At 48.0% G+C, this 15,343-nt stretch carries 13 protein-coding genes; 2 read left to right on the top strand and 11 right to left on the bottom strand.

The window, feature by feature from the left end; all coding sequences use genetic code 11:
• Window positions 1–32: 32 nt before the first annotated feature.
• Genes hisC through hisG form a run of 3 tightly spaced genes read right to left on the bottom strand, consistent with a single transcriptional unit; the run spans window position 33 to window position 3,212 of the window.
• The gene (gene hisC / locus Q1A54_RS05970) at window positions 33–1,079 is read right to left on the bottom strand and encodes a histidinol-phosphate transaminase (protein ID WP_299985845.1); all 1,047 of its coding nucleotides are present in this window, start codon (window positions 1,077–1,079) and stop codon (window positions 33–35) included.
• Window positions 1,072–2,361 (bottom strand): histidinol dehydrogenase, encoded by a 1,290-nt coding sequence (hisD, locus tag Q1A54_RS05965; protein WP_299986909.1) that lies wholly within the window; start codon window positions 2,359–2,361, stop codon window positions 1,072–1,074. Before hisD ends, hisC begins: the two co-directional genes overlap by 8 nt.
• Complete coding sequence (gene hisG, locus Q1A54_RS05960) at window positions 2,361–3,212, bottom strand: ATP phosphoribosyltransferase (protein ID WP_299985843.1); 852 nt, start codon at window positions 3,210–3,212, stop codon at window positions 2,361–2,363. The genes hisD and hisG overlap by 1 nt, the downstream gene beginning before the upstream one ends.
• A 559-nt stretch (window positions 3,213–3,771) precedes the next feature.
• Here hisG and Q1A54_RS05955 point away from each other — a divergent pair.
• Window positions 3,772–4,641, top strand: a complete 870-nt coding sequence (locus Q1A54_RS05955; RefSeq protein WP_299985841.1) for a DUF2911 domain-containing protein — start codon at window positions 3,772–3,774, stop codon at window positions 4,639–4,641.
• Window positions 4,642–4,706: 65 nt separating this feature from the next.
• Here Q1A54_RS05955 and Q1A54_RS05950 read toward each other — a convergent pair whose 3' ends face one another.
• From Q1A54_RS05950 to mnmA, 5 genes are read right to left on the bottom strand one after another with little or no spacing between them, the layout of a single operon-like run.
• Window positions 4,707–7,136 (bottom strand): carboxypeptidase-like regulatory domain-containing protein, encoded by a 2,430-nt coding sequence (locus tag Q1A54_RS05950; RefSeq protein WP_299985839.1) that lies wholly within the window; start codon window positions 7,134–7,136, stop codon window positions 4,707–4,709.
• A 21-nt stretch (window positions 7,137–7,157) separates the two neighbouring features.
• Window positions 7,158–7,811, bottom strand: a complete 654-nt coding sequence (gene rpe / locus Q1A54_RS05945; RefSeq protein WP_299985837.1) for a ribulose-phosphate 3-epimerase — start codon at window positions 7,809–7,811, stop codon at window positions 7,158–7,160.
• A 56-nt stretch (window positions 7,812–7,867) separates the two neighbouring features.
• Complete coding sequence (locus tag Q1A54_RS05940; protein WP_299985835.1) at window positions 7,868–9,502, bottom strand: S8 family serine peptidase; 1,635 nt, start codon at window positions 9,500–9,502, stop codon at window positions 7,868–7,870.
• A 5-nt stretch (window positions 9,503–9,507) separates the two neighbouring features.
• Entirely contained in the window at window positions 9,508–10,242 is a 735-nt protein-coding gene (locus Q1A54_RS05935) for a hypothetical protein (protein ID WP_299985833.1), read from the bottom strand.
• Window positions 10,242–11,369, bottom strand: coding sequence for a tRNA 2-thiouridine(34) synthase MnmA (mnmA, locus tag Q1A54_RS05930; protein ID WP_299985831.1), 1,128 nt, complete (start codon window positions 11,367–11,369; stop codon window positions 10,242–10,244). Before mnmA ends, Q1A54_RS05935 begins: the two co-directional genes overlap by 1 nt.
• Before the next feature lie 227 nt (window positions 11,370–11,596).
• Here mnmA and Q1A54_RS05925 point away from each other — a divergent pair, with 227 nt between their 5' ends.
• A complete protein-coding gene (locus Q1A54_RS05925) occupies window positions 11,597–12,220 on the top strand; it encodes a hypothetical protein (protein WP_299985829.1) in 624 nt (207 codons plus the stop codon).
• A 239-nt stretch (window positions 12,221–12,459) separates the two neighbouring features.
• Here the strand turns inward: Q1A54_RS05925 and trmB are convergent, their stop codons facing one another.
• From trmB to Q1A54_RS05910, 3 genes are read right to left on the bottom strand one after another with little or no spacing between them, the layout of a single operon-like run.
• Entirely contained in the window at window positions 12,460–13,113 is a 654-nt protein-coding gene (trmB, locus tag Q1A54_RS05920; protein ID WP_299985827.1) for a tRNA (guanosine(46)-N7)-methyltransferase TrmB, read from the bottom strand.
• Window positions 13,114–13,115: 2 nt separating this feature from the next.
• Complete coding sequence (locus Q1A54_RS05915) at window positions 13,116–14,363, bottom strand: folylpolyglutamate synthase/dihydrofolate synthase family protein (RefSeq protein WP_299985825.1); 1,248 nt, start codon at window positions 14,361–14,363, stop codon at window positions 13,116–13,118.
• A 59-nt stretch (window positions 14,364–14,422) separates the two neighbouring features.
• Window positions 14,423–15,343: a hypothetical protein gene (locus Q1A54_RS05910; RefSeq protein ID WP_299985824.1), complete on the bottom strand. Its 921-nt coding sequence runs from the start codon at window positions 15,341–15,343 to the stop codon at window positions 14,423–14,425.

Genomic DNA, 15,343 nt, shown 5'->3' with positions numbered 1-15,343 from the left:
ATAACTGTCCTTTTAACCTCGTAAGTCGCTTTTTATTTAAAATTAGAAATGGCTTGGAACAGCTGCTGGTTCTCGTCCACTGTTCCGATGGATATTCGCAGACAGCCCTCGCAGCCAGGCAAACTGGAGCGATTGCGCACCACGATGCCTTGATCTAACAGATAGTTATACAGACGATTAGCTTCTTTTACTTTCACCAGCAAAAAGTTAGCATCCGATGAGTATACCTGCTCCACTGCCTCGAGTGACGGAAGTGCCTGCACAAGCATCTCTCTTTCCTGAACAATTTCTTCGATCATGTATGCCAGTTGTTCGGTTTGCTCTAGTGCTTTCAGTGCCAGTTCCTGGGTCGCTTCGTTTATATTATAAGGCGGTTTAATCTTATCGAGTAACGCGATAATCTCTTCTGAGGCAAAGGCCATCCCCAGCCTTAAACCTGCCATACTCCAGGCTTTGGAAAATGTCTGTAGGATAACCAGGTTCGGATAATCGGCTAATCGGGTAGACCAGCTAGGCGAAACAGCAAAGTCTATGTAGGCTTCATCAACCACCACCAGACCATCAAAATTATCCAGTAGCGTTTCGATGCTTTCCGCTTCGATCATGTTACCGGTTGGGTTGTTAGGAGAGCAGACAAAGATCAGCTTGGTTGTGTCTTTCACCTGGCGCAGCACATCCCACACCGGAATTTGAAAATCAGGTGTCAGTTGTACAGCCTCCAGCTGTACTTCATTTAAGTTAGCCGATACTTCATACATGCCATACGTTGGCGGAAGGTGCAGCATGCTGTCCTGTCCCGGTCGGCAAACCATGCGGAACAGCAGATCGATGGCTTCATCAGATCCATTGCCCAGGAAAATCTGCTTTGGTGAAATGCCTTTGATTTCGGCTATCTTTTCCTTTAGCTTTCTCTGATGCGGGTCCGGATAGCGATTGTATCCTTCTCCGGCCAAACTGCCTAGATTATTTTCATTGGCATCGATGAAGACATTGGCTGTACCTTTAAACTCATCCCGAGCAGAAGAGTAAGCTTTCATTTTCAGTACGTTCGGGCGTACAATATTCTCCAGGTTAAACATTCTGCACCTCCTTCAGTCTGATACTTACTGCATTTTTGTGAGCTTCCAATCCCTCCGCTGCTGCCATCACTTCAATCGTTTTTCCGATATTCTGTAAACCTGTCGGCGTGATGTGCTGAAACGTAATTTTCTTGACAAAGCTATCAAGTGAAACCCCACTGTAGGCACGGGCATAGCCATTGGTAGGCAAGGTATGGTTGGTACCAGAGGCGTAATCACCTGCTGACTCCGGACTGTAGTTGCCCAGGAAAACCGAACCTGCATTGGTGATCTTATCCAGTACTTCTTCAAAATTCTGGATAGAAAGGATCAGGTGCTCCGGTGCATACAGGTTCGAAAAGCGCAGCATTTCTTCTACACTGTTGAGCAGTATACCTATGCTGTTCTCTAATGCTTTGGCTGCAAATTCTTTGCGCGGCAAGTTGCTCAACTGTACCTGTAACTCCTGCTCTACCCTTTTTAGCATTTCAGCAGATGTCGTCAGCAGCAGCACCTGCGAATCAGCACCGTGCTCCGCCTGTGACAGCAGATCAGCTGCCACAAAAGCCGGATTCGCTGAGTCATCTGCTATGACCAGCACTTCTGATGGACCAGCCGGTAAATCAATGGCCACGCCAGTCTTACTCAGCATCTGCTTGGCGACTGTTACATACTGGTTACCCGGGCCAAAAATTTTGTTCACGGCAGGTATAGACTCCGAACCAAAAGCCATGGCAGCAATAGCCTGCGCACCGCCCACCTTGACAATCTTATCAATACCTAGCAGCGATGCCGTGTAGCGAATGGCTGGGTGAATAGAGCCATCTTTGGCCGGAGGCGTACATAAAATCACTTCCGGACAACCGGCGAGTTTAGCGGGTACACCCAGCATGAGCAAAGTTGAGAACAACGGTGCCGTACCTCCGGGTATATACAAGCCAACCCGGTCTATAGGTACACTTTTTCGCCAGCAAGTCACACCAGGCATCGTCTCCACCTGCTTCGGCTGCTCCGCCTGCTGCGCATGAAAAAGCTGGATGTTGCTATAGGCCTGCAGTATGGCATCTTTCAGCTCAGCGGATAGTTGAGTTTCTGCTGTCGCTATCTCATCTTGGGAAGCAAAAAGGCTATCCAGTTTTACGCCGTCATACTTCTGTGTCAGCTCAAGCAAAGCGGCATCGCCTTGCTCCTGTACCAGCCCGAAAGTCCGGGCTATACCTGCTTCCAGGTCTTCGTAATTCTGGGTAGGCCGCTTCACCAGTTCCTTCCAGTCGGACTGGGCGGGGTATTCTATTCTGCGCATCATACGATCATCTTTTCAATAGGTACTACCAATATACCTTGTGCTCCGGCAGCCTTCAGTTTCTCAATGATCTCCCAGAAATCATCCTCGTTTACAACAGAATGTAGTGAGCTCCAGCCTTCTTCGGCCAGGGGCAAAATCGAGGGTGATTTAGCGCCAGGCAGCAACTCACTAATTTCTGCTATCTTATCATTCGGCGCATTAAGCAGAATATACTTGGCTTTCTGGGCACGTTGAACGGCATGGATACGGAACAGCAGTTTGTTTAGTATCTCCTGCTTTTCAGCATTGAGTCCCCCGTTCGCAATCAGCACCGCCTGTGACTTGAACACGCGCTCCACTTCACGCAAACCATTGCTAATTAAAGTACTGCCCGAACTCACAATATCGCAAATAGCATCAGCCAGGCCGATACTAGGCGCTATCTCTACAGAACCACTGATGGTGTGAATATTGGCCTGCACTCCTTTTTCTTCGAGGTATGCCTGCAGTAGTTTGGGATAAGATGTCGCAATGTTCTTCCCCTGCAGATCGCTGATGTCTTCGTACTGATCACCCTTCGGCACAGCCAGCGATAAACGGCATTTCGAAAAACCAAGCTGCTCTACAGCCAGCTGCTGCATGCCTTCTTCTACCAGTACATTTTCTCCTACGATGCCAATGTCGGCTACCCCATCGGCTACATAGCCAGGTATATCATCATCGCGCAGGTATAGGATCTCGAGCGGGAAATTAGTGGATTCAGTTTTGAGTTTTAGAGAGCTGGTTATGAAAGAGATACCGCACTCTCGGATCAGTTTAAGCGAGTCTTCACTCAGCCTACCGGATTTCTGGATTGCTAAACGTAGCATATGAGTTGAATGGATTAAATAGGTACAAAGAAGAATAACCTTGCTGCTGGCAAAGTATAATAAGGGTACGATGACCCTACAGGGGGCTATATGGTGCTATGATTCCTCTTACGAGGAATGATGGAAATGATGATGATGCGCAGCAGAACCACAGGCAACAGGCGCTGCCGTAGGAATGAAAGAAATGATATGTAGCGTGGTTTTGCTCATCTGCTGCTGCAAAGGTACAGTTGATTTTGGTTTTTACAAGTTTCAACTGATAATGTTTAATAGTAAATATGAATCAGTACTACACAATCTACAGAATGCTGACTTAAAGAATTCAATTGTATTGAATTCTTTAAGATAGTTTAATTAGTATAATACTATATTTACTTTCTAAAGTAATCCATTTGTAACAAGTCGCAATATCAATACTAAATAATAAGAGCCGTTGGATCAAAAAATAATTTTTAGCTAACTTTGTATCAGAATTTTGATATAATTTTTTTTTGAGATCTGGCATAGTTTTTTCAGTATTTGCCTATATTATCAAAGACGCATCACACGTATAATGATCATGAAGAAGTATCTGCTTAGCTTATTGACACTGGTTTTTTGCTTTGCGCTCAGTCAGCAGCACGCCGCTGCACAGATCAAACTGCCACAGGCCAGCCCGGAAGCAATGGTGCAACAAACCATTGGGCTAACAGAGATAAAAGTGCGCTATCATGCACCTGGTGTTAAAGGGCGCCAGATCTTCGGATCACTTGTACCGTATGGCACGCTATGGAGGGCTGGTGCTAACGAGGCTACTTTGATTACTTTCGAAGATGATCTTTTCCTGAACCACGAGCGTGTGCCGGCTGGTACCTACTCTTTCTTTATTTTGCCAGAAAATGAAACGGAGTGGAATATCGTCCTGAACAAAGACACGACCCTGTGGGGTCTCGAAGGGTATAGCGAACTAAACGATGTAGCTTACTTGCGTGTGACACCTAAGAAGGTGCCATTCCATGAGACGCTACAATTTTCATTCAGTGATATCAGCACCAACAAGGGTACGCTAAACCTAGCCTGGGAGAACTCACAGGTGTCAATCAACATTGAGACTGAGATCGAAAAAAAGGCTTTGGCCAATATCAATAAGGCAATTAAAGCCGCTGCTCCGGACGATTGGTATACCTGGGCGCAGGCAGCCAATTACCTGCTGGCACGTAGAGATCAGCACGAGAAGGCGTTGGAATACATCAACAAGTCCATTGCCATCAAAGAGAACTTCTACAATAACTGGGTAAAGGCCAGGCTCTATGCACTGAATAGAGAATACCTGGTAGCAGCCAACCTAAGTGCAAAGGCGATGCAGCTGGGACCTAAAGAACCAGAATCGTACCAAACCTATGCCCGTGAAATTGAGTCGGCTTATAATGAGTGGAAGAAACGGAGGTAGTAAAAAATCGCAATTCATAAGCGGGGCTTCGGTTGAAAAACTGAAGCCCCGCTCCTCTTTTATACCTAAAAACGGGCAATGAAACGTAGGTTAACTCGGCGACCTGTCAGGAAGTTAGGTATAGCGTAAGTCAGTTCATTTACGTCGGTCACATAGCTGTAAGAAATGCGGTTCTGGGCATCAATAATGTTGAGCACTTCCAAGCCAATCCACAGGCTTTCCAACGACACTTTCTTGCGATCCGTTAGGTCGTCACCTAAGGCGATCAGTTTCGAAAAACCAATGTCTACTCTTTTATAAGATTTACCGGAGAAGGCGTTGCGAAACTCCGGACGATTAGGCGGACCGAAAGGTAAACCACTGCCATACACAGCGTTCAAATACATCCGGATGGTCGGGTTATCAGGCAAATGGTCCTGGAAAAATACACCGATGTTCACTAACTGGTCGGTAGGACGTCGCATATAGCCCCGGTCCCTGCTTCCGATTATCTCACCTGAACTGCTGTATACCAGTGTCGAGTCCCCCTGTACATTTTCTCTTGTCTGCATCAGGCCTAAGCTCAGCCAGGATTCCGCTCCCTGTATAAATTCCCCGTTTACCCGCACATCCAAACCAGCTGCATATGCTTTCGCATTGTTCTGTCCGTAATAGCGCAATCGCACGTTGTCCAGATCATAAGGCACAACATTGGTCATGTGCTTGTAATAGGCCTCCGTGGTCAGTTTAAAATCACGGTCCCAGGCTTTGAAAAGGAAGTCACTTCCAATGACAGCATGAAGGGAGCGCTGCGCCTTCAGATTCGGGTTTAGCTCTCCCTGAAAGTTGCGTAACTCCCTATAGAAAGGCGGTTGGTAGTAGAGCCCCACAGCAGCTTTGAAGGAAAGGTCAGGGTTGTGACGGGTGATGAATGAGTATTGCACCCGCGGCGTAATGGTCAGTTCGTTGTTATAGCTCCAATAGCTGGCCCGGATGCCATAGGTGATCGTTTTGAGGGAATCTAGTTCGTAGGTATGCTGCACATAGCCATTGTAACGTTGCGTATGCAGGTCAAGCTCCGAATTAAGGTTGTAAGCCATCGTTACGAAGTCAGAAGAATCGACAAAGCCGTATTCAGACAAACGGTCATTGATACGCTCCAGACTCGCTTTGGCACCGGTCAGCACAGTGCTACGCGAACTAAGGCGCCAGGTATTACGGCTCTCCGCTGCCAGAACGAGCGCTTTCAGAGCATTGCGAGCATGATCAAACTGACTTCCAATGCCCCGGTCACGCAGGCATTCGCCCATGTCGTTACGCCCTAACGTGTTCACGTCGCAGAGGCGATAAGCGGCCTCTATATCACGAAACTCACGCTCCAGTGAGTGCACGCCTGACACAATAAACTCTGTCAACAGATTGTCAGATACCTGATGGCTTAGGTTAGCTCCAACCTGGTAGGTATCATATTCCATGTTCTCCTGTCCGTCGTAGGCGACAAGCAGTCGAAGCGGTGCCTGGCGGGTTCCGAAGGTGGTGGTGCGGGTTTCGGGTTCTACTCTGAAATTGTTGCGGGCATAGCTGCCTAACAGGCCCAGTGTAGTGCGCTCAGGTTGTTTCCCTAGGTCGAAACTCAGGTATACCTGCCCGTCTGTAAACACCGGCCGGTACTGCCCGTCGACCTGTAGCCCCTGCAGCATATACTGGCTATTCTTATGGCGTAAGCCCATCAGGTAGGATACGCGTTTGTTTTTAGAGGCTTCCTCCAAATGTATTGCACCGCCTGTCAGACTACTAGTCACAGAGCCTGCAAATGAAGTAGGTCGCTTATACTGGATGTTCAACACCGACGACAGCTTATCGCCATACTTGGGTTGCCAGCCGCCAGAAGAGAACTCAACATTGGCCACCAGATCAGGGTTGACAAAACTCAGGCCTTCCTGCTGGGCCGCCGAAATCAGAAAAGGACGGTAAATCTCGATACCGTTGACATAGACGAGGTTCTCGTCATAGTTGCCGCCGCGCACTGAGTAAGTGGAGGACAGCTCATTGTTGCTGGTCACGCCGGGCAGCGTAGCCAGTATCATATTGAAATCACCAAATGCAGATGGAAGTGTTTTGGTGAGTGTCGGATTAAGACGAGTCACGCTGACCTGCTCCCGGGTATCGTCTTCGCGTTTGCCCCGAACATCCACCTGGCGCAACTGCTGTGGATCGGCTTCTAACACAAAGTCGAGCACCAGTTCCTGCCTTGCTTCTACCCTCACACTCCGCTCCTGCTGCTTAAAGCCCAGGTAACGGACGACTAAAACTAGCTCTTCTGCAGCAGGTACTGATAGGCTAAACCTGCCCTGTGGATCCGTTTGAACACCAAGGGTACGGCCCTGCACCCCGACCGTCGCCATTTCAAGTGGCTGGCGATTGGAACCCTGAACCGTACCCTTTACAATACCCTGCTGTGCGAAGACACCTGCTGGCAGCAGCATTACAAGCCATACCGCAAGATATCGGAGCATAGAGGGTGTTTAGGTTATGAATTAAGCCTGGTTTTTCAGATTGGCGATGGTCTGCAACGGGTCGGCCGAGTTGAATACAAAACTGCCGGCTACTAAAGCATCAGCTCCTTTCTCCAACAACAAGGGAGCGTTCTGCTGATTCACACCGCCGTCTATTTCAATAAGCGCATTGGAGTTGCGGGAAATGATCAGGTTCTTCAGCGCTTCTATCTTGCGGTAGGTGTTTTCGATGAACTTCTGTCCACCAAAACCCGGGTTTACCGACATCACACATACCAGATCCACGTCAGCGATCACATCGTCGAGCAGTTGTACGGAAGTATGCGGGTTAAGGGCTATACCTGCCTTGGCTCCTGTTGCTTTTATTTGCTGAATAGTGCGGTGCAGGTGGTTGCAGGCTTCCAGGTGCACGGTAATGATCTCCGCTCCTGCTTCTCTGAACTGCTCGATGTAGAGCTCTGGTTCTACGATCATCAAATGCACATCCAGTGGCTTCTTGGCGTGGCGCTGAATGGCTTGCAGTACCGGAAAACCGAATGATATGTTCGGCACAAAGCGGCCGTCCATGATGTCGATATGCAGCCAGTCGGCCTGGCTTTCGTTCAGCATTTCTACTTCAGACTGCAGGTTGGCAAAATCAGAAGCTAGTACAGAGGGGGCGATAATTGGTTTCATGAAGCAAATATAGAAATTAAGATAGAATCCTTCGTTTGAAAATCATTAGCGCGGCATCAGAGTCTGACAAAGCGCAAAGTAACGTTTCTACTGCTGGAGCTCACCTGGCAAAGGTATATACCTTTCTTGAGCCCTGATGGTCTGATTCTGAGCGTGTGGACTGCTTGTTGGGCAGGCAATAATTGAGTATGTACCAGTTTTCCGGAAGCATCATAGAGTTGCACCAGCGCATGCTCCTTCTGCCAGTTCTCGTCCATGCGCAGCACTATAGGCTCTTGTGCTACTGGGTTGGTGATGCTTATTCCTGCTGTCTGCTCATCGGTCAGACTTGTGACAAGTCGGCTGTAGCTAGGCAAACCATACCCGGTTGAATTGTTCGGGTTGTTGTAATTACTGCCCAGCTGGCGCATTAGCTCCAGCAATTGCATGTTGGTAAGCTTCGGTCGGGCCTGCCAGATACAGGCGACCATACCTGCCATGATGGGTCCCGAAAATGAAGTACCGCTTGACCGGCCAAGAGCGCCTGAAGACGACAGCACGTATACCTGCTGCCCCATCGCTACCACATCCGGTTTAAGCCTTTGATCGGCGGTAGGGCCAACCGAGCTGAACAGTGCATGTACGGCAAGCGAGTCTACTGCCCCCACCGTCAGGACTGAGTCGGCATCGGCGGGTGCCGAGATATAGCGCCAGGCTTTGTTGCCTTCGTTGCCGGCACTCGTCACCACCAGCATGCCGGTGGCAGCAGCCAGGTCAGCCGCTCGTGTCACAATGGTGGTATTGCCATTCAGTTCACTATAGGTATAGCTATAAGATGGAGCATCGAACAAGGTATAGCCAAGCGAAGAATTGATCACATCAACCCCGGCACTATCTGCAAACTCAGCGGCCAGCAGCCAGTTCACCTCTTCAATGTTATGTTCAGTGGCAGCGTCTTCCGTACGGAACAGGTAATAGTTTGCTTTGGGAGCCGTGCCTATGATGCGGCCCGGATCGTAGGCGGCCATCGTAGAAAGCACGGAGGTACCGTGCTGGCTGTGGCCATAGACATCGGTCTTTTTGCCAACAAAGTCGTAAGTTCCTTTAATCTGACCGTTCTGGAAAAGGTGTGAGAAAGCACCGATGCTGTTCACCCCCGGGAAACCTGCATCGAATACAGCAATGGTGATGCCTTCGCCCTGGTAGCCAGTTGCATGCAACTCAGGTATACCCAGCATATTGGACTGGTGAAAGGATGGTCCAAAATAAGAGGGATCGAACGAAACCTTAGCAACCGCCAGACTATCGTTTGATTGCGTGGCTTTTTTAGTTGAAGCAGGCAGGCGATTGAGTTGTTGCGTCCCCTTCACAAAGGCAAGCGTCTGCAGTTCCGTCAGCTTTTGAGGGGAGCACTGCACGACGGCCGCATTGAACCAGCGGGAGGTATAGAGTACCGTAGCACCTGTCGCCTTGAGGTCGCTCACATAAGCAGGATCGACAGGCAGGTCACGAACAGAAAGCGCTATACCCTGCTTGCTGCGGCGTTCGATCGCCTTGGCAGAAAGGTATAGCGCTGGTTCTGTTATTGTATAGGGAGAATTGTTCTTGTCAGTAAAGTAGATCAGATGCTTCTGCTCTGCGCCGTCGCTTCCCTGCGCCCTTGCATGAAGGGCCATCGTCAGGAGTAAGACAAGCAGATACAGATATCGCATAAGTTTTAGAGTTTACCGTGCTCGATTAAGATTTCGTGGCGCTCATGGCCAACATCTCTCCATTCTTCATATTTCGGACAGTCATTTCTATTAGCCAACTCACAATAAGTTACTTTATTGTAAATGCGATAAACTAGTCCAATATTTCTAGAATAAACTTCACGTCTATCATCCAACCTACCCACTATAATAGGCACTTCGGGTTTAACAGTAACAGTATTTGAAAATTCAGTACCATTAATAACAAAAGGTTCACCAACATTGTCGTAAACGTACTGTTGCTTAATTACATAAAGCCTCGCAATTGAATCAATTACAACTCTACTGTTAAAGGCATCCATTTCCCACTTTTTATTTCTACTAACTGGAAAGACCATTTTAACATACTTCGTATTGTCTTTTGTAGTCAATAGCATACGTTCAGTCTTATTGACGATTAACACAGAGTCATCTAACCATTCGTTTTTGTCGTTTGGCCTGATGGAGCGAATAACTTTATAGACAAGCTGGCCAGTCTGATCGTGGAAACTTGTATCTACCCGTTCGCGCAATTGAAAGCGGTTAGTATCACCTATATTGTTAGAAAACCGGATATCCATAACATTGTATACCCGGTATTGCCCTACTTCCAATGGATAGTAGTCGTAACCCATCACCTGCGGGTCAGGGTCTTTGTATTTACTTTCGCAGCTGGCTACAAAAGCAGCCAGCACAACCAGAAGCAAAAGGGCTCTTCTCATTATTGCAACACGTTCAGGTTATAGTCTGAGTTATAGTTTGACTCGATCCAGCCGCCACCCACTACGTCGTTGCCTTCGTAGAATACGGCTGCCTGACCAGGAGCGATCGCATGCACACCACTCAGGAAGTGTACTTTCATCTTATCTCCTTCTTGCTCGATAATAGCTTCTGTACCGGGGTCGTTATACCTAACTTTCGTAATGGTAGGTATAGGCTGACCAATCAGGTTCTCATACTTCACCATGTTAAGCTTACCTACGGTCATGGCATTTTTGGCAAGATCTTCGTAGTTACCCAAAATTACACGGTTAGTGTCTTTCTCAATACGGGTCACATAAGCCGGGAAACCAAGTGCTATACCCAGACCCTTACGCTGCCCGATGGTATAGAATGGATAACCTTCATGCTTGCCCACTACAGTTCCGTCTTCCAGCACAAACTCACCACCGGCTACCTGCTCCTCCAGTCCCTCAACTCGGCGCTTCAGGAAGCCACGGTAGTCGTTGTCAGGTATAAAGCAGATTTCATAAGACTCAGGCTTATTCACCAGTTCCGTGAAGCCACGGTCCATGGCCATCTGACGAATCTCTGTTTTACGCAATTTCCCAAGTGGGAACATCGTACGGCTCAGGCTCTCCTGCGAAATACCCCACAGCGCATAAGATTGGTCTTTGTTTTCGTCCAGACCTTTCGATATCACATAGCGGCCATTTTCTTCCCGGATGTTAGCATAGTGCCCGGTCGCGATAAAGTCACAACCCAATTGATCGGCACGACGCAATAGTGCATCCCACTTGATGTGTGTATTACACAACACACATGGGTTTGGCGTACGGCCTGCAATGTATTCGTCAGTGAAGTGGTTGATCACATAGTCACCAAACTCTTCGCGTATGTCTATAATATAATGCGGGAAGCCGAGCTGTACCGCTATGTTTCGGGCGTCGTTGATGGAGTCGAGGCTGCAGCAACCGGTCTCTTTCTTGCTGGCGCCGCTCGATGCATAATCCCATGTCTTCATGGTCATACCCACCACTTCATAGCCTTGCTCGTGCAACATCACAGCCGCCACGGAGCTATCAATGCCGCCGCTCATGGCTACCAATACCCTTCCTAACTTACTCATTTATCTTCAGAATTGTAATTCGAAATGCTATAATTTTTCTACAAAGATAGTAACATCGGGGCACTAATAAAGATTCAGCCGGGCAAATATTGTAGCAACAACTGTTTAAAAGATGCTGTCGCATTAAAAAAAACATTAAAAAATATGGCATCGTACCCGATAAGGAACTTACTTTGGAATTCAATAGGATTAACTGAACCGACCCGGTTTTTAAAAGATAGATTGCTATGGGCTTACGTACCTCTGTAATAGTAAATGGTATTAACAATTTAAGTGATGCGCGTTACTGCGCTGGCATGGGCGTAGATATTATCAGCTTCAACCTGAAACTGGACGATAAGGAGCGTATGTCTTCCGATACGCTGAAGGAAATCGTTGGCTGGGTATCCGGAGTAAAACTGGCTGGTGAGTTCGAGCGTGCCAAGCCCGATATTATCAACCAGTATGCCGATGACTTCGGTCTGGATTATATTCAATTAGATACACCATACCTGATCGATGAGATTGAAGAGATCAACCGCCCGGTTATTCAGAAGGTATTCATCAATAAGGACACCGTAGAGAGCGAGTTACTGGAGATGATGGAGCTGTACGGTCCTTCTGTTGACAGTTTCCTGATTTACTCATCAGATTTTGAAAACATCGACGACACCAATACCAAGTTTCTCAAAAACCTTGCAAAGCGCTTTCAGATATACCTGGGCTTCGGCGTGCACCGCCAAAACATCAACTCGGTGCTGAAAGACATCAAACCTGCTGGAATTGGCCTTCGTGGTGGTCACGAGATTAAACCCGGTCTGAAAGACTTTGACGAATTGCAGGAGATCTTCGAAGAAATAGAGGAAAACTAGAAAGTCAGAGAGTTTAAGAGTTGAGGAATTAAAAGGTAGCGGTGCTGCACTTAAATGCATTTTGTGCAGGATTAGGTTGTGGCTTGAATCACACGAAACTGACCTACCGCTTTCTCAAATCATTCTGACTATACTTGGAAACGAAATTGAAAATTCAATTCTTGGATAATAAAACGGTCCGCTATACATGAGTACGGCGGACCGTCTTGTTTTGAATACAGGCAATTACATTGGGTGACCTATACCTTGAACTGCAGGTATTTAATAGTTATTCCCTCAGACAGGTAGCGTTTCTCATAGGTGGTGTAGATACCCATCGTGTGATCTTGCAGATCAGACTGGTACAGATCGTGCGTGAAGAGCAACTCTTTCGGGTTACGCTCTTGCAGCACTTCCAAAGTATAGTCAAATAGCATCTGGTTATCAGTCTTGAGGTGCAGAACCCCGCCCGGCTTTAGAATTTTAGCATACAGGTCCAGGAAACGCGGCGATGTGAGGCGACGCTTGATGTCACGATCCTTTGGTCGAGGATCTGGGAAAGTAACCCAAATCTCGTCAACTTCTCCTTCAGCAAAGTTATCTTCCAGATTCTCAATGAAAGTGCGCAGGAAAGCCACATTGTGCAGGTCTTCCTCTTCCGCAAGAGAGCTGCCTTTCCAGATCCGTGCTCCCTTAATATCGAGTCCCAGAAAGTTTTTGTCCGGAAAAAGCCGCGCCATACCTACCGTATATTCCCCGCGGCCACAACCGATCTCCAGGATCAAAGGCTTCTCATTCTCAAAAAACTCATCTCGCCATCTGCCTTTCAATTGACCATAAAGCTCTCCTTCTGGTTCTATTACATTCTCACGCTCCGCTATAGCGGCAAACTTTGCTAATTTACTTCTTCCCATTTTTATAGTTCGTCAATCTCTGCGACCACAAAGGTACTACCTCCAATAAAAATTACCTCATCCGGCTTCGCATTTCCCCTGGAAGCAGCGATGGCTTCGCTCACAGTTGGATAGGAATCCCCTTTCAACCCGACCAGTTTTGCTTTTTCCTGAAGCTCCTCCACAGGCAAAGCGCGTGGTATCTGCGCCTGACAGAAGTAATAGGTATAATCTTTCGGAAGTAGCTGAAGGATAGTGGTTACGTCCTTGTCATTCACAGCACCAAAAACGAAGTGTACCTGCTTGGGTGCTAAAGCAGCTAATTGAGTAAGTATTTGTTTAATACCATCTATATTATGGCCTGTATCACAAATAGTTAAAGGCTGATTACCCAATACCTGCCATCGTCCTTTCAGACCTGTAATTGTTTTAGTTTGAGCTATACCTTGGCGGATGGCATCTTCTGAAATAGTAAAACCCTGCTCACGAAGTAATAACAGAGACTTAAGTACACCGGGCAGGTTAAATTGCTGGTATACTCCCGCCAGATCAGACTGCAATGACTGCAGCCAAGGCTTCCCATCCAGGTATACATCGTATAACTGCCCCTCCAAATGCTGGTCCAATACCTGTACTGTTATGCTGTCGGTGGCAAAATAAAGCGGTGCCTGCTCAGCAGCGGCCTTTTGCTCAAACACGTGTGTGATCTCTGACTGCTTGGTACTGACTACAGCAGGTATATGGGGTTTAATAATACCGGACTTCTCTCCTGCTATCTCTGCTAAGCTATCACCCAACAGTGCCTGGTGGTCAAAACCAATGTTGGTGATCAGCGACAGCTCCGGGGTGATGATGTTAGTAGAATCGAGTCTTCCGCCCAGCCCCACCTCGATGACAGCGACATCCACCTGCTCGTCAGCAAAATACTGAAAGGCAAGTGCCACCGTCATTTCAAAAAAGGAAGGCTTTACCTGTTCGAACAGCTCCTTATGCCGCTCTACAAAAGAAATCAGGTAATCCTGTGGCAGCTCTGCTCCGTTCACACGCACCCTTTCAGTAAATGACTTAAGGTGTGGTGAGGTATAGAGGCCCGTTTTATAGCCTGCGCTCTGCAGTACGGCAGCCAGCATGTGTGAACTGCTCCCCTTGCCGTTTGTACCAGCCACATGCACCGTCTTGAACCTATGCTGTGGCTGCCCAAGTGCGTCGCAAAGAGCAATTATGTTGTCAAGGCTCTTCTTAAAAGCAGCATTGCCGATGCGTTGATACATCGGCAATTGCTGGTATAGGTAATCAAGACACTCTTGATAAGTCATGAAATCAATAGAAATTAGCGTGATCTGATCACAAAAGTAACGGTACCCGTGGCGCCTGTTGTGCTTCTGCCTCCACCCGTGCGGCTAAAGGTTGTTTTCTGAAGCTGCTCACGGTACCACTTTTCTACGTGCGGCGAAACAGTGCTTTCCAGTCGGTCGATACCGATCAGGTTACCATCAGAGTCGATACGGATGCGGAACTTCACGAAACCTGTTTCATTTTCGTAAGGGTCACGCTTTGGTGAGATGTCGTAACGCCAGCCGGCCATATCCAGACCGTCACCGCCACCACCACCGCCTGGTGTACCTTCGTAGTTCTTGGCAGTCATCTGACCGCGTGGGTCACCTTTATCCCCTACTTTATTGGCGTCATCACCATTGTTGTTGCCAGTAGCCTCGTTTGATGTGCCGGCTTTACCAGTACCAGTGCTCTCAGTAGGCTTGCCAGGGTATAGCGTACGTGGCTTCTCAGGTTCAGGCTTCTTCACTTCTTCCTTAGGCTGTTCTACCGGCTTCTTTACTTCTTCTACTTTAGGCGTAGGCTTCGGCTGTGGCTTTACTTCCTCTTTCACCGACACCGGCGACTCCACAGGGGCAGTTACCACTTTTGGGGTTTCTACAGGAGTGGGCGGTGTTGGAGTAGCAGCTGCTACAGGCTTAGGTTCAGGAAGCGGATCCGGCTGCGTGGGTGCTGGCTTGCTGTCCTGGACGTTCTTCGACTCGTTTGGAGTAGCCTTCGACTGCACGTCTCCGCTGCCCATGGCATCAGTGCCATAGTTTATCTCAATGCCGATCTCCTCGTCCGGATTGCCAGGGGCACCATTCCAGGCCAGCAGGAAAAAGAGCAGCAATAGAATGATGATATGCAGGGTGATACTGATCCCTGCAGCAATCTTCTTATTCTTTTCCTCTTCCTGTGATAATGCTATCTCCAT

Origin of the sequence: uncultured Pontibacter sp., from assembly GCF_947502515.1 — a bacterium.
In the GTDB taxonomy this organism is placed as follows: Bacteria; Bacteroidota; Bacteroidia; order Cytophagales; family Hymenobacteraceae; genus Pontibacter.
The sequence above is the reverse complement of the archived record's forward strand: the minus strand, read 5'-3'. Positions and strand labels throughout refer to the sequence as shown.

Coding starts and splice junctions, on each gene's coding strand:
- hisC (WP_299985845.1), bottom strand. CDS start 1,079: ATGTTTAACCTGGAGAATATTGTACGCCCGAACGTACTGAAAATGAAA.
- hisD (WP_299986909.1), bottom strand. CDS start 2,361: ATGCGCAGAATAGAATACCCCGCCCAGTCCGACTGGAAGGAACTGGTG.
- hisG (WP_299985843.1), bottom strand. CDS start 3,212: ATGCTACGTTTAGCAATCCAGAAATCCGGTAGGCTGAGTGAAGACTCG.
- Q1A54_RS05955 (WP_299985841.1), top strand. CDS start 3,772: ATGAAGAAGTATCTGCTTAGCTTATTGACACTGGTTTTTTGCTTTGCG.
- Q1A54_RS05950 (WP_299985839.1), bottom strand. CDS start 7,136: ATGCTCCGATATCTTGCGGTATGGCTTGTAATGCTGCTGCCAGCAGGT.
- rpe (WP_299985837.1), bottom strand. CDS start 7,811: ATGAAACCAATTATCGCCCCCTCTGTACTAGCTTCTGATTTTGCCAAC.
- Q1A54_RS05940 (WP_299985835.1), bottom strand. CDS start 9,502: ATGCGATATCTGTATCTGCTTGTCTTACTCCTGACGATGGCCCTTCAT.
- Q1A54_RS05935 (WP_299985833.1), bottom strand. CDS start 10,242: ATGAGAAGAGCCCTTTTGCTTCTGGTTGTGCTGGCTGCTTTTGTAGCC.
- mnmA (WP_299985831.1), bottom strand. CDS start 11,369: ATGAGTAAGTTAGGAAGGGTATTGGTAGCCATGAGCGGCGGCATTGAT.
- Q1A54_RS05925 (WP_299985829.1), top strand. CDS start 11,597: ATGGGCTTACGTACCTCTGTAATAGTAAATGGTATTAACAATTTAAGT.
- trmB (WP_299985827.1), bottom strand. CDS start 13,113: ATGGGAAGAAGTAAATTAGCAAAGTTTGCCGCTATAGCGGAGCGTGAG.
- Q1A54_RS05915 (WP_299985825.1), bottom strand. CDS start 14,363: ATGTATCAACGCATCGGCAATGCTGCTTTTAAGAAGAGCCTTGACAAC.
- Q1A54_RS05910 (WP_299985824.1), bottom strand. CDS start 15,343: ATGGAGATAGCATTATCACAGGAAGAGGAAAAGAATAAGAAGATTGCT.